This window comes from Sphaerotilus microaerophilus, assembly GCF_023734135.1.
Lineage (GTDB): Bacteria > Pseudomonadota > Gammaproteobacteria > Burkholderiales > Burkholderiaceae_C > Sphaerotilus > Sphaerotilus microaerophilus.
Window position 1 is genome coordinate 1,699,352 of sequence record NZ_AP025730.1, and the last position, 19,001, is coordinate 1,718,352.

16 protein-coding genes are annotated in these 19,001 nt (G+C 69.7%); 9 read left to right on the forward strand and 7 right to left on the reverse strand.

Annotated features, from left to right (window positions below; translation table 11 throughout):
* Window positions 1-26: 26 nt before the first annotated feature.
* Window positions 27-2,036, reverse strand: coding sequence for an autotransporter assembly complex protein TamA (locus NGK70_RS07535; RefSeq protein ID WP_251972639.1), 2,010 nt, complete (start codon window positions 2,034-2,036; stop codon window positions 27-29).
* Window positions 2,037-2,195: 159 nt separating this feature from the next.
* A complete protein-coding gene (locus tag NGK70_RS07540) occupies window positions 2,196-3,377 on the reverse strand; it encodes a vWA domain-containing protein (RefSeq protein ID WP_251972640.1) in 1,182 nt (393 codons plus the stop codon).
* Window positions 3,378-3,547: 170 nt separating this feature from the next.
* Between NGK70_RS07540 and NGK70_RS07545 the strand changes: the two genes are divergently transcribed.
* The 9 genes from NGK70_RS07545 (at window position 3,548) to NGK70_RS07585 (ending at window position 12,780) form a co-directional block, all read left to right on the forward strand.
* Window positions 3,548-4,747, forward strand: coding sequence for a GGDEF domain-containing protein (locus tag NGK70_RS07545; RefSeq protein WP_251972641.1), 1,200 nt, complete (start codon window positions 3,548-3,550; stop codon window positions 4,745-4,747).
* Window positions 4,744-5,946: a GGDEF domain-containing protein gene (locus tag NGK70_RS07550; protein WP_251972642.1), complete on the forward strand. Its 1,203-nt coding sequence runs from the start codon at window positions 4,744-4,746 to the stop codon at window positions 5,944-5,946. The genes NGK70_RS07545 and NGK70_RS07550 overlap by 4 nt, the downstream gene beginning before the upstream one ends.
* Before the next feature lie 309 nt (window positions 5,947-6,255).
* Complete coding sequence (locus tag NGK70_RS07555; RefSeq protein ID WP_251972643.1) at window positions 6,256-6,804, forward strand: GspH/FimT family pseudopilin; 549 nt, start codon at window positions 6,256-6,258, stop codon at window positions 6,802-6,804.
* A gap of 2 nt (window positions 6,805-6,806) precedes the next feature.
* Entirely contained in the window at window positions 6,807-7,325 is a 519-nt protein-coding gene (gene pilV / locus NGK70_RS07560) for a type IV pilus modification protein PilV (RefSeq protein ID WP_251972644.1), read from the forward strand.
* Window positions 7,322-8,434: a PilW family protein gene (locus tag NGK70_RS07565; protein ID WP_251972645.1), complete on the forward strand. Its 1,113-nt coding sequence runs from the start codon at window positions 7,322-7,324 to the stop codon at window positions 8,432-8,434. Before pilV ends, NGK70_RS07565 begins: the two co-directional genes overlap by 4 nt.
* A gap of 11 nt (window positions 8,435-8,445) precedes the next feature.
* Window positions 8,446-9,036: a pilus assembly PilX family protein gene (locus tag NGK70_RS07570; RefSeq protein WP_251972646.1), complete on the forward strand. Its 591-nt coding sequence runs from the start codon at window positions 8,446-8,448 to the stop codon at window positions 9,034-9,036.
* Window positions 9,033-12,002 (forward strand): pilus assembly protein, encoded by a 2,970-nt coding sequence (locus NGK70_RS07575; RefSeq protein ID WP_251972647.1) that lies wholly within the window; start codon window positions 9,033-9,035, stop codon window positions 12,000-12,002. Before NGK70_RS07570 ends, NGK70_RS07575 begins: the two co-directional genes overlap by 4 nt.
* The gene (locus NGK70_RS07580) at window positions 11,999-12,343 is read left to right on the forward strand and encodes a hypothetical protein (RefSeq protein WP_251972648.1); all 345 of its coding nucleotides are present in this window, start codon (window positions 11,999-12,001) and stop codon (window positions 12,341-12,343) included. Before NGK70_RS07575 ends, NGK70_RS07580 begins: the two co-directional genes overlap by 4 nt.
* Window positions 12,340-12,780: a type IV pilin protein gene (locus NGK70_RS07585; protein ID WP_251972649.1), complete on the forward strand. Its 441-nt coding sequence runs from the start codon at window positions 12,340-12,342 to the stop codon at window positions 12,778-12,780. The genes NGK70_RS07580 and NGK70_RS07585 overlap by 4 nt, the downstream gene beginning before the upstream one ends.
* A gap of 35 nt (window positions 12,781-12,815) precedes the next feature.
* Here NGK70_RS07585 and NGK70_RS07590 read toward each other — a convergent pair whose 3' ends face one another.
* From NGK70_RS07590 to NGK70_RS07610, 5 genes are all read right to left on the reverse strand, one after another.
* Window positions 12,816-15,023, reverse strand: coding sequence for a S9 family peptidase (locus NGK70_RS07590; RefSeq protein WP_251972650.1), 2,208 nt, complete (start codon window positions 15,021-15,023; stop codon window positions 12,816-12,818).
* Between the two features lie 149 nt (window positions 15,024-15,172).
* Window positions 15,173-15,766 (reverse strand): GNAT family N-acetyltransferase, encoded by a 594-nt coding sequence (locus NGK70_RS07595; protein WP_251972651.1) that lies wholly within the window; start codon window positions 15,764-15,766, stop codon window positions 15,173-15,175.
* A 17-nt stretch (window positions 15,767-15,783) separates the two neighbouring features.
* A complete protein-coding gene (locus NGK70_RS07600; protein ID WP_251972652.1) occupies window positions 15,784-16,008 on the reverse strand; it encodes a hypothetical protein in 225 nt (74 codons plus the stop codon).
* Between the two features lie 28 nt (window positions 16,009-16,036).
* Complete coding sequence (locus tag NGK70_RS07605) at window positions 16,037-16,891, reverse strand: AAA family ATPase (RefSeq protein ID WP_251972653.1); 855 nt, start codon at window positions 16,889-16,891, stop codon at window positions 16,037-16,039.
* 74 nt (window positions 16,892-16,965) lie between these two features.
* On the reverse strand, window positions 16,966-18,825 hold the full coding sequence (locus NGK70_RS07610) for a diguanylate cyclase (RefSeq protein ID WP_251972654.1): 1,860 nt from the start codon (window positions 18,823-18,825) through the stop codon (window positions 16,966-16,968).
* Window positions 18,826-19,001 lie beyond the last annotated feature (176 nt).

Sequence of the window (19,001 nt, forward strand, 5' to 3'; positions counted from 1 at the left end):
GCGGCGGCAGGCTCATCGTGCCCCCGTCACAGGGTGATGCCGACGGTGAAGTGCAGCCGCAGGCGGCGCAGCTGTTGTCCCCAGGCCAGGTCCACGCGCAGCGCGCCGACCGGGCTGCGCCAGCGCACCCCCGCGCCATAGCCCCAGGCGGCCGACCAGGTGTTCCAGCCGGTCGCGGCGTTGCCGGCGTCGGCGAACACGGCGCCCCACCAGGCGGGGTGCTTCAGGGAGAAGGGGCGGGCCAGCTCCAGGCTGCCGGTGGCCAGCACCCGGCCGCCAACGGCCGAGCCGGTGGCGTCGGTCGGCCCCAGGCTCTGGTAGCCGTAGCCGCGCACGGAATCGTCGCCGCCAGCGCGGAACAGCAGCGTGTACGGCACCGCCACGCTGTTGCGCGAGAAGACCTCGCCCAGCTCCATGCGGGTCTGCCCGTACCAGTTCTCGCCCGGGGTCCAGTAGGCCGTCAGGCGTGCGTTGCCGCGGCTGAACCAGCCGCTGCGCTGCTCGGTGGCAAAGGAGTGGCCCACGGCGCCGTCGGCGGAGATGCCCCAGCCCTGGGTGGGCAGCACCGGGTGGTCGAAGCGGCGCCAGACCCACTGGTAGTTGACGCTGGCGGCCGAGGTGTCGTCGGTGACGAGGTTGGTGGCGAGGTCGCGCGTGAAGGCGCGCTGCAGTTCGACGTAGTAGGTGCGTTCGATGCGCTCGGTGTCCTGGGTGCGGCCCAGGCGCAGCCGCTCGCTGATCACCCGCAGGCCGCTGGCCTCGGTCTCGCTGAGGCTGCCCGCCACCAGATTGCGGTAGGGGCCGGGTTGGGGGTGCGAGGTGAGGTCCAGCGACAGCGAGCGCGCGTCGCGGCCCAGTTGCAGCTTGGTCTTGGCCTGCCAGCCCAGGTCGAACGGGCGCTGGTGCAGGTGTTCCAGCGTGACCCGCGGGCCGCTGAGGTCGGAGATGCCCACGCCGGTCGTGGCCTGCTGGAGCGATCGCTCGCGCACGCGCACGAGGATTGGCGTGGCCTGTGCCAGTTCCGGGTCGGGGTCGTAAGTGACGGCCACCGTGTCGAACAGCCCGGTCTTGACCAGGCGGTCCTGGTAGTTCAGCAGGGCCTGCTCGCGCAGGGGCTCGCCCGTGGCGACGTTGCGCAGCGCCAGCACCGCATCCAGCCGCACCTGGCTCAGGCCCTCGAAGCTGAAGCTGCCGAAGCGAAACAGCGGCCCGCTGGCCACGTCCAGTTGCAGCTTGGCCTGGTGGGCCTGCGCGTCCACCTGCGCGGCGCTGTGGGCCCAGCTTGCTGCCGGGTAGCCCTCGGTGCGCAGCAGGGTGAGCACGGCCGTCTTGGCGTCGTCCCAGCCCTCGCGGGTGAAGGGCTGGCCGTTGGGCAGCGCCCATTGGCGGCGCAGCTGTTCGATCAGCGCCCGGGCCGGCCCGTCGCCCGCGGCCGCTGCGGTGGCCAGCTCCCCGTGCACGTCCAGGCGCAGGCCGCCCACGGTGGTGCGCGGACCAGGGTCGACCCACAGCCGCACCTGGATCACGGGGGCGGCCGTTGTGGTGGCCGGTGGGGTGGCTGCCGTGGCTGGAGGGGCGGTTGCGGCTTGCGTGCCAGCGCTCGGTGCGCCGCTGTCCTGCGGCAGTTCGGTGCGGGCCTTGGCGCCGAAGTAGCCCTCGGTCTCCAGCAGCTGGCGCACCTGGGCCGGGGCGGCGCTGAGCAGGCGCATCAGCTCGCCTCGCGTGATGCCCTCCTTGCGGTCGGCGCGCTGGTAGCGGGCCAGGTCCAGGTAGCGCTCCAACACCGGGCGCAGCGCGTCGGGCGCCTCGATGGTGAGCGCCCAGGTCACGCCCTGCAGTTCCGCATCCTCGGCGGCTGCGTCGCCGGGTGACATCGGTGCCGAGGCGGCGGCGGCTGGCGCTGCGGGTGTGACCACCGGTGGCGCGGCGGGCGGCCTGGTGGGTGCGGAGGCAGGTGTCTCGGCGGGTGTCGCCGCAGGGGTCTGTGCCCGCGCAGGCTGGGCCGACAGGCCGAGCAGGCCGCCAGACAGCAGCATGACGGCACAAGCCGACGGCGCGGGCCGTTTCCGGAGGACCAAGGGCAGAGGAAGCAGGCGGCGGTCGGTCGGGAGCATCGGCGCGCCGGTCAGGCGTGGAGGAAGAAGATCGGGTCCGCTATTGTGGTCCCGCGCCGGGCCACCGCGGGCGAAGCAGGCTCACTTCGACAGCAGCCGCATCGCCTGCTCCAGCCCGGCCAGGGTGAGCGGGAACATGCGCTGGTTCATGATCTGCTGCACCATCGCGATGCTCTGGCGGTACTGCCAGACGCCCTGGGGCTCCGGGTTGATCCAGGCGTACTTCGGGAAGGCGTGCGTGAGCCGCTGCAGCCACTCGGCGCCGGGCTCCTCGTTGTTGTATTCGACGCTGCCGCCGGGCTGGACGATCTCGTAGGGGCTCATCGTCGCGTCGCCGATGAAGATGAGTTTGTAGTCCTTGTTGTACTTGCGGATGATGTCCCAGGTGGGCGTCTTCTCGGTGTAGCGGCGCCGGTTGTTCTTCCACATGAAGTCGTAGACGCAGTTGTGGAAGTAATAGAACTCCAGGTGCTTGAACTCGTTCTTGGCGGCGCTGAAGAGCTCCTCGACGCGGTGGATGTGCTCGTCCATCGTGCCGCCCACGTCCATCAGCAGCAGCACCTTTACCTTGTTGTGCCGCTCGGGGATCATCTTGATGTCGAGCAGGCCGGCGTTCGCCGCGGTGGCGTGGATGGTGTCGTCCAGCGCCAGCTCCAGCTCGTTGCCCTCGCGGGCGAAACGGCGCAGCCGGCGCAGCGCCACCTTGATGTTGCGCGTGCCGAGTTCCTTGGTGTCGTCGTAGTCCTGGAAGGCGCGCTGGTCCCAGACCTTCACCGCGCTGCGGTTCTTGCCGGCCCCGCCGATGCGGATGCCCTGCGGGTTGTAGCCGCCGTGGCCGAAGGGGCTGGTGCCGCCGGTGCCGATCCACTTGCTGCCGCCCTCGTGGCGCGCCTTCTGCTCTTCCAGGCGCTTCTTCAGCGTCTCCATCAGCTCGTCCCAGCCCATCTTCTCGATCTTGGCCTTCTCCTCGGCGCTCAGCTCCTTCTCCAGCATCTGGCGCAGCCAGTCCAGCGGGATGTCGCGGGTGAAGTCGGTCAGCATCTCCACGCCCTTGAAGTAGGCGCCGAAGGCGCGGTCGAACTTGTCGAACTGGGCCTCGTCCTTGACCAGCGCGGTGCGGGCCAGGTAGTAGAACTTGTCCACCGTCGGGCCGGTTTCGTCATCGATCACGCCGGCCTGCAGGGCTTCGAGCAGGGTCAGGAATTCCTTGACCGAGACCGGCAGCTTGGCCGCGCGCAGGGTGAAGAAGAAGTCGATGAGCATGGGCGGCGTCCCGGTGGAAAGTGGCGTTCGACGCGATGGAGGACCAAGTATGCGCGAACCGGCCTGCCGCGCGCTGGCGCCCGGCTCAAGTTGGCTGGGGGCGCGTCGAAATGCAGCGGCGACCCCCGGGTGTTCCCCGTGGTGTCCACCGACGCCCCCACCCACCCGCGATGTCCACCCTGTACCACCTTGCCGCTGCCCAGATGCTGCTTTACGGCGCGATGTGGGCCTGCGCCTGGGTGATCGTGGGCGATGAGCGGCGTGCGGTGCAGCACTGGCTGGGCTTCACGCTGCTGCTGGCGGCCGGGCTGGGGCTGATTTCCCTGCGCCCCGATGGCAACCCCTGGTTGACCGTGGTGCTGGCCAACTGGGCCCTGGTCGTTGCGGTCGTGCTGTTCTGGCGGGGCGGGGCCCTGTTCCTGCGGCTGCCACCCCGCGATGCCGAGATGGCCCTGTTGCTGCTGGCCATCGGGACCCTCGTGGTCTGGCTGGGGCCGCAGCCGCGCCAGGGGTTCTGGCTGCATCCGGGCTTCGTCTGCGCCGGTGCGATCGGCTGGCTGCTGCTGGCCAACGCCCGGCGCAGTCACGCTGCGCTGAAGATGCAGTTCGGCGAGCGCACCGCGTGGGTGGTGTCCGCCACGCTGTCCGCCCTTGCCTTGCTGCAGGTGGTCCGTGCCGTCCAGGGGCTCACGTCGTCGACCCCGGTGCCGATGCATCAGACGCACGCTGCCAACGTCGCGCTCGTCTTTGCGATGCTGGTTTCCTCGGCGGTGCTGAACATGGTCTACCTCTTCCTGATGGTGCTGCGGCTGCTGCGTCGCCTGACCCATCTGGTGGATCACGACGCGCTGACTGGCCTGCTCAACCGCCGGTCGATCGAGCGTGCGCTGGTGCGGGCCTGGGTGGGTTGGCGACGCTCGGGCCGGACCTTCGCCGTCGTCAGCATCGACCTGGACCACTTCAAGCAGGTCAACGATCGCTGGGGCCACCCGGCGGGCGACGAGGTGCTGCGCGCCTGCGCCGAACTGCTTCAGCGGGGCGTGCGCCAGGTCGACCAGGTTGGCCGAGTGGGTGGGGAGGAGTTCCTGATCCTGCTGCTCGACAGTGATGAGGCACAGGCGATGGCCACCGCAGAGCGCCTGCGCAGCCAGTTGGCATGCACCGACATCCGCACCCACGGCGCCCTGCTGCGCGTCACTTGCAGCATGGGGGTGGCGGTGGCGGATGCCGGCGATGCTGAGCCGGATCAAATGGTGCAGCGCTCCGATGCCGCGCTGTACCAGGCCAAGCACGACGGGCGCGATAGAGTGGTCTCCGGCGCCCTGGTTGCCACCATTCCCGTTCCAGCCGCTTCACCCACCGAGCGATGAGTGCCCTCCTGCAACTGACCTGTTTCCAGATGCTGATCTATGCCGGCATGTGGATTGCCGGCTGGGTCATCGTGGGCGAGGAGCGCCGCGCCGTGCTGCACTGGCTGGGCTTCAATCTGCTGTTGGCGGTTGGCCTCGGTTTGGTGTCACTGCGCCCGGCTGGGGATCCCTGGCTGACGGTCGTGCTGGCGAATCTGGTGCTGGCGGGGGCCTTCCTGTTGCTCTACCGTGGCGGAGCCCTGTTCCTGCGCCTGCCAACGCGCGATGTGGAGGCGACCATGCTCATGCTGAGCTGTGCTGCCTTTGCGGTGTGGACCGGGCCTGTTCCGACGGGCCCGGGCTGGGTCCACCCCGGTGCGGCCACGGCCGCGTTGATCGGCTGGGTGCTGCTGGCGGCGAGTTGGCGAAGCCGTGGCGCGCTGGCCGAGCAGTTCGGGCCGCGCACGGCCTGGGTGGCGCTGGCGCCCCAGGTGGTCTACGGCATCGTGCAGGGGATTCGCGCCTGGCAGATCTTCACCCTCAATGCCTCGGTGGTGCAGTTGCAGACCCAGTCGGCCTCCAACCAGGCGCTGGTATACGTCAGCATGCTGTCGGCCGCGGTGTTCAACCTGGTGTTCATGTTCCTGATCGTGCTGCGGCTGATGGGGCGGCTGACCTACATGGTCGAGCACGACGGGCTGACCGGCCTGCTCAACCGCCGTGCCATCGAGACCCTGCTGGAACGCGAGTGGGTGCGCTGGCGACGCATGGGGCAGCCCTTCACCGTCATGGCGCTGGACCTGGACCATTTCAAGCAGATCAACGACCGCTGGGGTCACCCCGCCGGGGATGCGGTGCTGCGCAGCACCGCATCGCTGCTGCGCCGCGAGGTGCGCGAGGTGGACAGCGTGGGCCGCGTGGGCGGGGAGGAGTTCCTGGTGCTCATGCCCGGCTGTGCGCCAGCGTCGGCTGCGTACGTGGCCGAGCGCCTGCGTGGCGTGCTGCGGGCCCGGCCGGTGGACGTGGGGGCGGCCGAGCCGGTGACCGTGACCGGCAGCATCGGGGTGGCCGCGGTGGAGTCGACCGACATCGATCTCGAGCACCTGTTGCGCCGCGCCGATGCCGCGCTGTATCTCGCCAAGGCGCAGGGGCGGGACCGCGTGGTCTGTGCTGCGGCGGCCTCTGGCCCGGTCCCAGCGACCCCCGTGCCGGCGATCTGAGCACCTGTGGACGGACTCCTCCATGCCGGCGGGCGACAGCTCGGGTGACCCGGGATGGATGCGCCCAGCTGCGCACCTGCTTCCTTCGCTTGTTTCCTTCCTCCCCTCGTGCTGGATCCACCGCCGATCCGGTGCTTCGCCACGGAGGGGCCGCGTTGGCTGAGCGCCGGGGTCGGGGGCGCACTCAAGTCCACCGCCGCCGCCGCCGAAATCGCAAAGAGTCCTGCCTCTTGCGAGCCGGCAAGTGGCCCGGTTTCTCCCGCCTCATCGCTGCCTTGCGTGGCGCCAGGTTTTTCCAGAATCGTTGTGATGTTCCGTCCTGCCTGTCCCCGCACGACCCCCCGGTGCCCGCCTCTGCGCAGCGGCGCACGCGGTTTCACCCTGGTCGAGCTGATGGTCACCCTCTCCCTGGTGGTCGTGGTGACATTGGTGCTGCTGCCCGGCATGGCGGACTTCAACGCTCGCAACCGCATCAGTGCGCTGGAGGGCGATCTGCTCTCCGCCGTGGCCCTGGCCCGATCGGAGGCCGCGCGCAACGGCGTGCCGGTGCTGCTGGTGGCGGCTTCCGGCGGGGTGACGGGCAACGCCTACGCGGGTGGCTGGAGCTTGGTGCTCGACAGCGACGGCGACGGCACGGCCGATGCCTCGGAGACCGTGCTGCGCGTGCGTGAGGCCCTCAGCGGTGACCTGAAGCTCGACGGCAGCAGCTCGATCACCTTCGGCGCCACCGGCTTCCTCAGCCCGGCCAGCGCTGTGACGCTGACGATCTGCCGGCGCGATGGCAACACGCGCGGCGTGACCGTCACCATCACGCCCAGCGGCCAGACCGACAGCACGGCCATCACCACCTGCAGTTGACCATGGCGGCTCCCATTCCATCTTCCCTATCCTCCTGCCGCAGGCAGCGCCAGCGGGGGACCACCCTGCTGGAGGCGCTGGTCACCGTGCTCGTCCTCGGGCTGGCGGGGCTGGCCTATGCCGCACTGCAGGTGCGGGGCGTTTCATCCAATGCCAGCGCGGCCTGGCGCACCCAGGCCACCGTGCTCGCATCCACCGTCACCGACCGCATGCGCGGCAACCCGGCCGGGGTCACGGCCGGTGCCTACAACAGCCTGACCTCGCCCGGCACGGCACTGGCCTGCAGCCTGTCGGTGCCCTGCACCGCCGCGCAGATGGCGACCACCGACTTCGCCAGCTGGCGCAGCACGCTCGCGCGGGTGCTGCCTGGCGGCAGCGGCGTGGTCTGTCTGGACAGCTCGCCCAACGACGGCACCATCGCTGCGCCGGCCTGCGACGGCAGCGGGACGCAGCTGGCGGTGAAGGTGTTCTGGAACGAACGGGGCACCGAGTCGCGGTTCGTCACGGTGGTTCGGCCATGAATGCCGCCCTTCGCAGGAACCGGAGGGCGCGACTGGCGCTGCGCGGCGTCACGCTGGTTGAGTTGATGATCGGCGTCGCGATCGGGCTGTTTCTGGTCACGGTGATGGGGGCGATCTTCCTGGGCAGCAAGGGCAGCCTGCGTTCGCAGGGCCACGTCGCCCGCCTGCAGGAGAACGCCCGCTTCAGCGTGAATGCCATCTCCGCCGATCTGCGCATGGCGGGTTTCCGCGGCTGCCGGGGCAACGGCACGGCCTCGCCGGTCAACAACCTGCTGACCACGCCCACCGCGCTGCTCTACAACTTCGGCCAGGGCGTCTGGGCGTCCCACCACACCGGGTCGGCCTGGTCGCCTGCCCTGCCTTCCGGGGCCGGCGGGCTGCCGAGTTCGGTCGTGCCGAACAGCAACGGCGATGTGCTCACCATCCGTCGCAGCGTTGGTGCCGGCATTTCCTTGACGGCCGAGATGGGCAGCGCCACCGCGGACCTGACGGTGACGGCCGGCTCGCCCATCAACAAGGGCGACTGGCTGATGGTGTCCGACTGCACGGGGGCGGCGGTGTTCCAGGCCACCAACAACACGCCAGGCGCCTCCGGGACGATCCAGCATGCCACGGGGGGCTCACTGACGCCCGGCAACACCAGTGCCAGCCTCGCCAAGACCAGCGCCCCGACCCACACGGGCATCTTCCTCCAGGATGCGCTGGTGCACCGCCTCGCCACGGTCACCTACTTCCTCGCGCCCAGTACGCGCAGCGGCAAGACCCACCTGCGCTCGCTGTGGTCGCACACGGTGCCGTCCTACGATGGCTCGGCGCAGCCGCAGGAACTGGTGACGGGTGTCGAGCGCATGCTGGTGCGCCTGGGCATCGACAGCTCGCCTGCCACGGCGGGCGACGGCACGGTGGACGCCTACACCACCGCGGACCAGGTCACCGACTGGAGCCGGGTGGTCACCGCCCAGGTTGAGTTGCTGCTGGCCAGCACCGACGACCGGGTCACCAGCGTGGCCCAGCCCTATGTCTTCGATGGCACGACCACCACACCGAACGACCGGCGCCTGCGCAGCGTGGTCAGCGTCACCGCGTCGGTGCGCAACTCGTTGCGCTGAGGGGAGGGGAGATGAAGTCCATCCTGTCCTGCCGCCACCCGGTGACCGCAGCGCTGCGCTCGCCGCAGCGGGGTTTCTCGCTGCTGGCGGTGCTGATGATGATGGTGGTGCTGGCCTTCCTCTCCCTGGGCGCGCTCAACACCAGCGTGATCCAGGAACGCATGGCCGGTAACGCCCGCGACCGCGAACTCGCGCTACAGGCTGCCGAGGCTGCGCTGCGTGATGCAGAGACCCACATCGAGGCCAGCCTGACGATGGACTCCGGCTTCGAGTCCGCCTGCACCAACGGGCTGTGCATGCCCGCGTCCATGGTCGCCAGCGGGGCCGTGTCCACCCTGCGCTGGAAGACCATCGACTGGAGCAGCGCTGCGGGCAAGAGCCGGGCCTACGGCAGCGCCACGAGCGCCACGGCCCTGCCCGACGTGGCCGCCCAGCCGCGCTACATCGTCGAGCTGCTGCCCGTGCTGCCGCCGCCCTCGGGCCAGTCGGCCAACCTGGGCAGCAACACCACGGCGCCGCAGGCGTTTCGCATCACGGCCCGCGGGGTGGGCGTGCGCTCGACCACCGTGGTGATCCTCCAATCCACCTACATCAAGCAATGAACACCTCCACGACGTCGCCGCACTTCCTGCGGCAAGGTGGTGCCTGCCTGATCCTGGCGGGCGCCGTCGTTTCGGCCCATGCGCTCACGCTGGCGGAAGCGCCGCTGTTCCTCGGCAGCTCGGTCAAGCCGAACCTGCTGGTGATCTACGACAACTCCTACTCGATGGAGGCGCTACTGCCGGGCACCACCGGCGGATCGGATCCCACCGCAGCGGGCACGCGCGGCAACACGGCCCGACGCGTGCTGCGCCAGAACATCACCGACTTCCAGAGCGCCTTCCGCTGGGGTCTTGAGGCGTTTGCGATGAACACGCCGCTGTCCTATCCAAACGCCGGCTGGGATCCGGACTATCCGGTCTTCTACTACAGCTCCAGTCCGATCCTCGGAGTCGGCGAGATCCGCCAGCAGGTACAGGACAACAGCACGACCCACTACAACGCGCTGATGTCCTTGCTCGGCACCGAAACGACCGTCACGACGACGTCGGAGATCAAGAATGGTTCGATCGGCACTCCCCTGCCGGGGGCCCTGCGCACCGCCAGGCAGTACTTCGGCAACCAGCTCACCGGACTGACCACGCCGATCATCGACAAGACCTGCCAGAAGAGTTTCGTCGTGCTGGCCACTGACGGCGACCCCACGATCCGACCACCGTTCGGTAGTACGGCCGCCCGCGCCTACACCGCCACGGAAACCTACCGCGGCACGGTGGCCGCGCCCCAGTACTCGACGGCCGATACCGACATCTTTGACGAGGTCACGGCACTGCGGTCGACGACGATTAGCAACCTGTCGGCCGTCAACGGCACCTACGACATCAAGACCTACGTGATCGGTCTGGGTGACGTGGCCAACAACCCGTTGTCGGTGCGTTCGATGAACCGCATGGCCGAGCTGGGTGGTACGGGAGCCGCCTACCTGGCGGCGGACGAGGACTCGATCAACAACGCCTTCTCGACCATCACCACGGACATTGCAGCCCAGGCCAGCACCAGCAGCTCGGTCACGCTGAATACTGGGTCCTGGAACACGGGCACCAAGATCTACCAGGCCCGCTTCAATTCGGGGGACTGGTCCGGGCAATTGCTGGCCTTTTCGCTGGCATCCAATGGCACGCCCGCCACGACCGCCAGCTGGGATGCGGCGACCCGGCTCAATGCGCAGCACTGGAGCACGGGCCGCAACATCCTGACCTACAAGTCCTCCGCTGCGCTGGGCAGCCGTGGCGTCGCCTTGCGCTGGCCAGCCAACGCCTCCTCGCCAACGGCCACGGAGATCGATGCGGCGATGGTCACGGCGCTGAACAAGAATGCCTCGGGCACCACCGATGGCTACGGTTCCCAGCGCCTGCAATGGTTGCGCGGCAACACGGCGCGCGAGACACGCATCTGCACGGGCTGCAGCGCGCCGGTGTTCCGCAGCCGGCCCACCACTGTGCTGGGCGACATCGTCAACTCGGCGCCGTTGTTCGTGAACGGTGGCGGGCGCTATGTCCGCGACAGCGCCGAGGCGGCGTCCTACAGTGCCTACAAGTCCGCCCGCATGGCCAAGACGCCGCTGGTGTTCGCAGGGGCCAATGACGGCATGCTGCATGCTTTCAACGCTAACACGGGTGACGAGGTGTTTGCCTACGTGCCGGGTGCAGTGACCTCGCGGCTGAGCCTGTTGACGGCGCCGACGTACAGCCACCGCTTCACGGTCGATGGTGCACTGACCGCGGGTGATGTGTTCTACGGAAGCGCCTGGCACACCCTCCTGGTCGGCGGCTTCGGCGCAGGCGTCAAGGGCCTGTTCGCACTGGATGTGAGCGACCCCTCCACGATGGACGAGGCACACGCCAACTCGGTCGTGCGCTGGGAAACCGCCAGCGATGCGGACATCGGGCACATCTTCGGCGAGCCGGTACTGGCCAAGATGAAGAACGGCAAGTGGATGGCCATCGTGGGCAACGGCTACAACAGCACCAACGGGGTGGCCAAGCTGCTGCTGATCGATGTGGAAACCGGCGCGGTGACCAAGGTCAGCACCCAGTCGGGCAGCACGACCACGCCCAACGGCCTGTCGTCGGTGGTGGCGGTGAGCTCGGCCAACAATGGCGTGGCCGATATCGTCTACGCGGGCGACCTGGCGGGCAACCTGTGGCGCTTCGATCTTTCATCGACGTCCACATCCAGCTGGGCGGTTGCCTACAACAACAGCGGCACCCCGGCGCCGCTGTATGCGGCAGGCAGCTCGCAGCCGATCACGGCCCGCCCGGACGTGTCCGTGCATCCCAGCGGCGGCTACATGGTCGTGTTCGGCACCGGACGCTATGTGGACATCGGGGACGACAGCACGACCACCGGCCAGTCGCTCTACGGCCTGTGGGACAGCGGCAGCGCCATCGCTGCCAGCAGCTCGCTGGTGTCGCAATCGGTGCTGGGCACGGCAACAGGCGGGGACTCGCGCACCTACCGGATGACCACCTACGCGGTGGGCGCCCCCAGCGGCACCACCTACACCGGCGACAACGTCATCACCAGCGCCTCCTATGGCACGGGCAAGCGGGGCTGGAAGATCGACCTGCCTGCCAGTGGCGAGCGCATCGTCACGCAGTCTGCAGTGCGCTATGGCAAGGTGGTGGTGTCGACCCTGATCCCGTCGCCCGATGCCTGTGCCGCTGGCGGTGATGGCTGGGTGATGGAGCTGGACCTGCTGACCGGTAACCGGCCCAACACCCCCGCGCTGGACAGTAATGGCGACAACAACGTCACGGATAGCGACGCTCTGGCGTACGCTGGCGGGTCGGCCTATGCGTCCGGGGTGCGCATTGGCGCCATCCCGGCGGCGCCCGGGTTCATCCGTGCGCAGGACCGGCGCCTGGATGACAAGCTGGTCAACACCTCTGCCGGCACCATCGTGCGCGTCCGCGAAGCGGGCAACACCGTGAACTCCGGCCGCGTGAGCTGGGAGCAACTGCAATGAACAACCCCTTGGTGCGCTGGCCGGCTCACGCCGCGGCCCTGCTGGTGCTGCTCGGCATGCTGGCAACGCAGGCGCTCGCTGCGGAGGCCGCACCAGCGGCGGCATCGAGCGGTGTCAGCCTGGCGTCGGGACCGATCGACCACATCGACCTCGCGCGACCGGAACTGGTGCTCGGTGGCCAGCGCTACACCTGGGATCCTGCCCGGCTGCGGATGACGGAAGCCGGGGCGGACGTGGACATCTCGTCGTTGCGGTCTGGGCAGTGGGTTTCTGTCCAGTGGGAGCCGGGCCCGGGGGGCTACCGGCGCATCCGCGCCATCCGGATGGCGACCGTGCGATGAACCGGCTTCACCGCACCATGCCGTCTGCCGCGCTGCGCCGAGTGCGCGGCTTCACGTTGGTCGAGATGATGATCGTCATCGCCGTGATCGGCATCCTGACCGCGGTGGCGCTGCCGTCCTATCGCCAGCATGTGGCCAATTCGAGGCGTGCCGATGCGCGTGCGGCAATCCTCTCGCTCGCACAGGTGATGGAACGCTGGTACACCGAGCGCGGCACCTACGTCGGTGCCACCGTCGGCGCTTCGGGCATCTACCCCAGTGCCTCGCCGCAGGGCTACTACACGATGAGCATCACGGCGCAGGACGCCACCACCTTCACGGTCCGGGCGGCACCGACCGGCGCCCAGACGGGGGACGCCTGCGGCAGCTACACCTACACCCAGGCCGGTACGCGCGGCGTCACGGGCGGGAGCCGGACCGTGGCGCAGTGCTGGTGAGCGATCGCGCCAGGCGCGCCAGCGCCCGCGGGCCCTCACACCGGCTTGCGGCGTGACCTGGCGGCAGTGGTCTTCGTGGCGGCCAGCCGCTTCGTGCCGACCATGACCGCAGGCGTCTGTGCTGGCGCCAGCACGTGGCTGCTCAACCAAGCCTGGAATTCCTCGTACCACAGCCGGCTGTTGGCCGGCTTGAGCACCCAGTGGTTCTCATCCGGGAACCAGAGCAGCCGGGCGTCCACCCGCCGTGCCTTGAGGGTGTTGTAGTAGGCCAGCCCCTGGGCGTCGGGCACGCGGTAGTCGAGCGCGCCGTGGATCACCAGCGTGGGCGTGCTCATGTGGCCGGCGCGGCTGTGCGGGCTCTGCGCGGCGATGCGCGCCGGGTCGTCCCAGTACCAGGCGCCCAGCTCCTTGGCGTACCAGTCGTAGGCGTCGTCGGCGAACATCGCCGTCCAGTCGAAGCAGCCGGCGTGGCAGACGTAGGCGGCGTAGCGCCCTGCCGGCACGTGGCCGTTCATCCAGGCCACCATGTAGCCGCCGTAGCTGCCGCCGGTGGCGTACAGGCGCTGGGGGTCGGCCCAGGGCTGGGCGAGCAGCCAGTCGCTGGCGGCCTCGATGTCCTGCAGCTCCAACTCGCCCCAGCGGTGCGTGATGCTGTCGGCAAAGGCGTGGCCGAAGCCGCTGGAGCCGTGGTAGTTCACGCAGGCCACCACCTGGCCGGCAGCGGCCAGCAGGTGGTGGTTCCAGCGCCAGTGCCAGTTGTCGCCAAAGGCCGCATGGGGTCCACCGTGGATGGTGTGCACCACCGGCCAGCGCCGTGCCGGGTCGAAATCCGGCGGGAAGACCAGTCGCACCTGCACCGCATCGCCCCGCGCACCGGTGACCTGCAGCACCTCGTTGCGGCCCAGCGCCAGGCGGGCGAGCAGGGCGTCGTTGAAGGCCTCGATGCGCCGAGGTGGCTCGCCCGGCAGCAGCGCCAAGATCTGCGGCGGGTGGTCGAGCGTGTCCAGCGCCAGCGCCACCGTGCCGGCCACCTTGTCGAAGCCGCCCACCCAGCCGCCCGCATGGACCCGCTCGGCGCGCTGGTCAGGCAGGTCGAAGCGCCAGAGGTGGCGCGCTCCGCGCTCCTCGGCGCCAAACAGCAGCGCCTGCCCGTCGTCCTCCCAGTGCAGCGGGGCCTCGACGTCATGGTCCCAGGCCGCGCTCTCGACCTGCCAGCGCCCGCTCTCGCGCTCCCACACCGCGAGCTGCTGCGGCATGGTGTGCTTGATGCCCTGGTGGCTGGCGATGAAGGCGACGCGCTCGCTGCCGTCGGCCGCTGCCGGGCTGTAGCGCGGTGAATGGCAGTCCCAGGCCTCGTCCTGCACGATGGCCCGCGGCGCACCGGCCAGACGGGCGCCGTCCAGCTCGATCTCGTAGAGCGCCTGGCGGCCGTCGATGCGCTTTTCCGGCGCCGGGTTGAAGGCGAAGACGATGCGCCGCCCGTCGGGCGAGATGTCGAAGCCGCTGGCGGTCGGCTCGGTGCGGCTGAGCTCGCAGGGCGTGCCCTCGAACAGGTCGGTGACGCTGCCGTCGTCGAGGTTCAGCAGGTGCAGGTGTGGCACGCGATCCTGCGGCAGATGGTGGTCCCAGAAGCGGTAGAGCGGCTCGCTGGTGACGTAGCCACTCGTCTTCCGATCCTTCCAGGCCTGGTGGCGCCGGGCCTGGGCCTCGCTGCCGCGCTCGTCCGGCCAGACCCAGGCGATGAAGGCGATGCGCCGCCCGTCCGGGAACCACTTGAAGGCCTCGATGCCGCCGGCCCGGCTCGTGACGCGCCGGGCCTCGCCGCCGTCGGGGGCGATCAGGTAGAGCTGCGCCTCCTCGTCCTTGCTGCCTTCCTGCTCGCGCCGGGACAGGAAGGCGATGCGGTCCCCGCGTGGGCTCCAGGCCGGCTCGGTGTCCTTGTCGCCGCTGGTCAGCGCCCGCGGGGCGCCGCCGAGGGTGGACAGCAGCCACAGCCGGGTGCGGCCCAGGTTCTCGTCCATCGAGAAGCGCTGCACCGCGACCACCGCCTGCGCGCCGTCCGGGCTCAGGCTGGGCGGGCCCACGCGCTCCATCTGCCAGAGGTCGTTCACCGTGATCGGCTGCCTCGCGGGTGGGCTGGCTGCGGGGCCACCGGCCGGGGCGGCGTCGGTGTCCGCAGGGGGGGCGGTGGCGGTGGCGGTGGCGCCGGTCGGCGCGCGCGGCGAACGCTTGCGGGTGGCCATGGATCGGCTCCTCTGGGTGTGCGTGACCCGTTGTCAGGGTGTTGTCCTGCCGCGCCGGCCCCAACCGCTGCCGCCGGGCTGGTGAGGATGATAGTGCGCAGGAACGCGCTCTCGGTGGCCGCCGCGCTACCGGCCTGCGCAGCAGGCCTTCAGCGTGGGCGCGCCAGCTGCCACTCCAGATGGGCGCGGATCTCCGGCCACTCACCGGCGGTGACGCTGTACATCACCGTGTCGCGCACCGTGCCGTCGCGGCGCAGCGCGTGGTGGCGGATCACGCCGTCACGCTTGGCGCCCAGGCGCTCGATGGCGCGCTGGCTGGCGAAGTTGAAGTGGTCGGTGCGCCAGCCGACCACCTTCGCGCCCAGGGTGTCGAAGGCATGCTGCATCAGCAGCAGCTTGCAGGTGGTGTTGGCGGCGCTGCGCTGGCGGCTGCGGGCATACCAGGTCCAGCCGATCTCCAGGCGATCGAGCGCCGGCACGATGTCGTGGAAGCTGGTGCAGCCGATCACCTCGCCGCTGGCGCTGTCCAGCACCGCGAAGGGCAGCCGCGATCCCTCGGCCTGCATCTTCAGCGCCTGCTCGATGTAGGCACGCGTCTGCGCCGGCTCGGGCACCGAGGTGACGCGGATCGTCCAGAGCTCGCCATCGGCGGCGGCGGCACACAGGCCGGCCTCGTGTTCCAGCGCCAGCGGCACCAGGCGCACGGGGGCGCGTTCGAGCGTGACGGGGCGGACGTCGATCATCCCGGCAGCCCGTCCGATCAGGGCTCGCGGCGCCGCAACAGCTTGCGCGCCAGGCCGCGGCCCACGCCGGCGCCCAGGCCAACCAGCAGGATGCCGGCCACCGAGGCCGTGCCCCAGCCCGATTCGCTCATGAAGTCCAGCCCCAGGGAGCGCGCGATCAGCCCGCCCGCCAGCGCGCCGGCGACGAAGCCCAGTGCATCGACCAGGCCCTCGGCCAGCGCATTCTTGATCTGGGCGTCCATGCTCAGCTCCTGTCCCGGGTCCCCGCCGTCAGCGGTTGCGGCTCTGCATGAAGACCAGCTTCTCGAACAGCGTCAGGTCCTGCTCGTTCTTCAGCAGCGCACCCACCAGCGGCGGCACGCTGACCTTCTCGTCGCGGCTGTGCAGCGCCTCGGCCGGGATGTCCTCGGCCACCAGCAGCTTGAGCCAGTCGAGCAGCTCGGAGGTGCTGGGCTTCTTCTTCAGGCCGGGCAGGTTGCGCACGTCGTAGAAGTTCTTCAGCGCGGCGGCGAGCAGTTCCTTCTTCAGGTCCGGGAAGTGCACGTCGACGATGCGCTGCATCGTGTCCGCATCCGGGAACTTGATGTAGTGGAAGAAGCAGCGGCGCAGGAAGGCGTCGGGCAGCTCCTTCTCGTTGTTGGAGGTGATGAACACCAGCGGCCGGTGCTTGGCCCGGACCAGCTCGCGCGTCTCATAGACGTAGAACTCCATGCGGTCGAGTTCACGCAGCAGGTCGTTGGGGAACTCGATGTCGGCCTTGTCGATCTCGTCGATCAGCAGCGCCACCGGCCGGTCGGTGGTGAAGGCCTGCCAGAGCGTGCCCTTGACGATGTAATTGCGGATGTCGCGCACCTTCTCGGCGCTGTCGGCGTCCGAGAGCTGGCTGTCGCGCAGGCGGCTGACCGCGTCGTACTCGTACAGGCCCTGCTGCGCCTTGGTGGTGCTCTTGATGTGCCACTGCAGCAGCGGCAGGCCCAGCGCGGTGGCGACCTCCTCGGCCAGCATGGTCTTGCCGGTGCCGGGCTCGCCCTTGACCAGCAGCGGGCGTTGGAGGGTGATGGCGGCGTTGACCGCGAGCATCAGGTCCTGGGTGGCGACGTATTGGTCGGATCCGGTGAACTTCATGCGCTGCAGCAGGTGAGGTGGACGGGCCGACCCAGTATATCGGCGTGCGCTGCGGCGCGCCGCCGCCGCCCGGATCAGGCCCGGTGCAGCGAATCGGCGTGTTGATGCGACGCGAGCTCGGCGTAGGCCACGAGCCGCAGTTTGCCGGCGGACTTGCCGGCGTACATGGCGGCGTCGGCCTCGCGCATCCAGGCGTTCGCGTCACGCACCGGGCCGCTGGCCAGGCTGTATCCGACCGTTCCTCCGATGCGGCGCAGTTGGCCGCCGGCCAGCAGGAGCGGCTGCTCGAACTGCGCCAGCAACTTGCAGCCGACGGCGGCAGCATCGGCCGGGGTGTTCAGCCCGGTGGCCAGCACCACGAACTCGTCGCCACCGATGCGCGCCACCAGATCGCCGGCGCGCGTGGCCCCCTTGAGCCGCTGTGCCAGCGTGGTGAGCACCGCGTCACCGGCCTCGTGGCCGAGTTGGTCATTGATCTGCTTGAAGCCGTCCAGGTCCAGCAAGAACAGGGCCTTCAGCGGCGCGCGGCCATCGGCACGCGGACCGTCGCCGATGCCCGCAGCGAGGACACGTTCGAGTCCGCGCCGATTGGCCAGCCCCGTCAGCGGGTCGGTGTGCGCCAGCGCGTCAAGCAGGTCGTGCTCACGGCGGGAGCGTTCGGCCGCCTCGCGCAGATGCTCGACGCGCAGGCCCAGTACCATCAGCCAGCACAGCATTTCGCCCGTGGCGCCGAACTGCGCCCCGTAGAGGGTCCAGCCGTTGACGGGAAGCAGGCCGCGCAACAAGGTGGTGATGACCAGCATCCCGGCGGCAAACGACAGCCAACCGGCCACCATGAAGGGAGCGGCCCGATCGTCGCGGCGCCAGCGCATCACGACCACCGGCAGGAACAGCGCCACGTGGCAGACCACGCCGATCGAGGCGGCCAGCGCGCCTTGTCGATAGCTGATCAAGCCCAGCAGAAAGGCCGCCAGCAGGGTCAACACGATGGCCGCGGCGATCTGCACGGCCGTGGCCAGGCGTGGCCAGGACTGCCGGACCTCCAGGGCATACAGGCAGAAGTACAGGTTGGCGGCCACCACCGCGAGGGACGAGCCGGCCGAGACTTGCGTTGCCAGCCAGGCGCTGTCGGGCCAGAGGTACTGTGCCCCGACACCGTAGATCGCCAGTGCGAAGGCGCCGTTGGCACAGAGCACACCGGCATAGGCCAGGAAGGCCGGCTGGCGCAGGCTGATCCAGCGCGAGAGGCTGTAGGCCAGCATGAACAGCATCAGCCCGCCCAGGATGCCGAAGAGGATCTGGTCGCGGCTTTCCAACTCGTTGACGCTGGACCAGGGCATGAAGTGCAGCGGCACGATGACAGCGGTCATTGTGCGGATGCGGACCATCACGTCGTAGGACTGGCCGGGCTGCAGGTGCAGGTCGGCGCTCAGTGCCCTGGTCTGCAGGGGGCGCTGCGAAAAGGGCGTGAGCGAGCCGGTGCGGCTTTGGTGCACGACCAGGCCCTGGCGGTCGAACACGACGAAGTCCACTTCGTTGAGCAGCGGGTACTCCAGGCGCGCCACCCAGTTGCCCGGCGCGTGTGCGCCGATCGCCACCGGGATGTGCAGCCAGACGGCCGAGGCACGCTGGCCCAGGTTCTGGTACGGCGTGCGAGGAACCTCGAATTGGCTGAGCGAGCGCCAGGCCGCCCGTGCGTCCTGGCTGTTGCTGGCATCCTCCAGGATGCGGGTGACCGGCCAGGCCGCCGCAGCGCGCGTGTGTGTGTCCAGCCTCAGGACGTCGCTGGACTGTTGCGCGGGCGCCTCGCTGCGCGCCGGTGCCCCGGCCAGCACCGCCAGGCAGGCCAGCACCACCGCCAGCAGGGCCTGGGGCGTGTGCCAGAGGGTCCTGCCGCGCTGCAGGCGCAGTTCGCCGAAAGCCGCCCGCAGCATTCGCAGCTGCTGGGCCAGTCGGTTCGAGAGGGGCGGCCTGGGAGGGGGCATGGGTGGGCGGGTGGCGGTCGGTGGCGGAGGCTGATCACGGCGCGGTGCACCTCCATGCAGCGGTTTCGACCTGCGATGCACCAACTTGAGCGCTCCCTTGGGCGCCGCTTGGGCGGCGGCCGTGC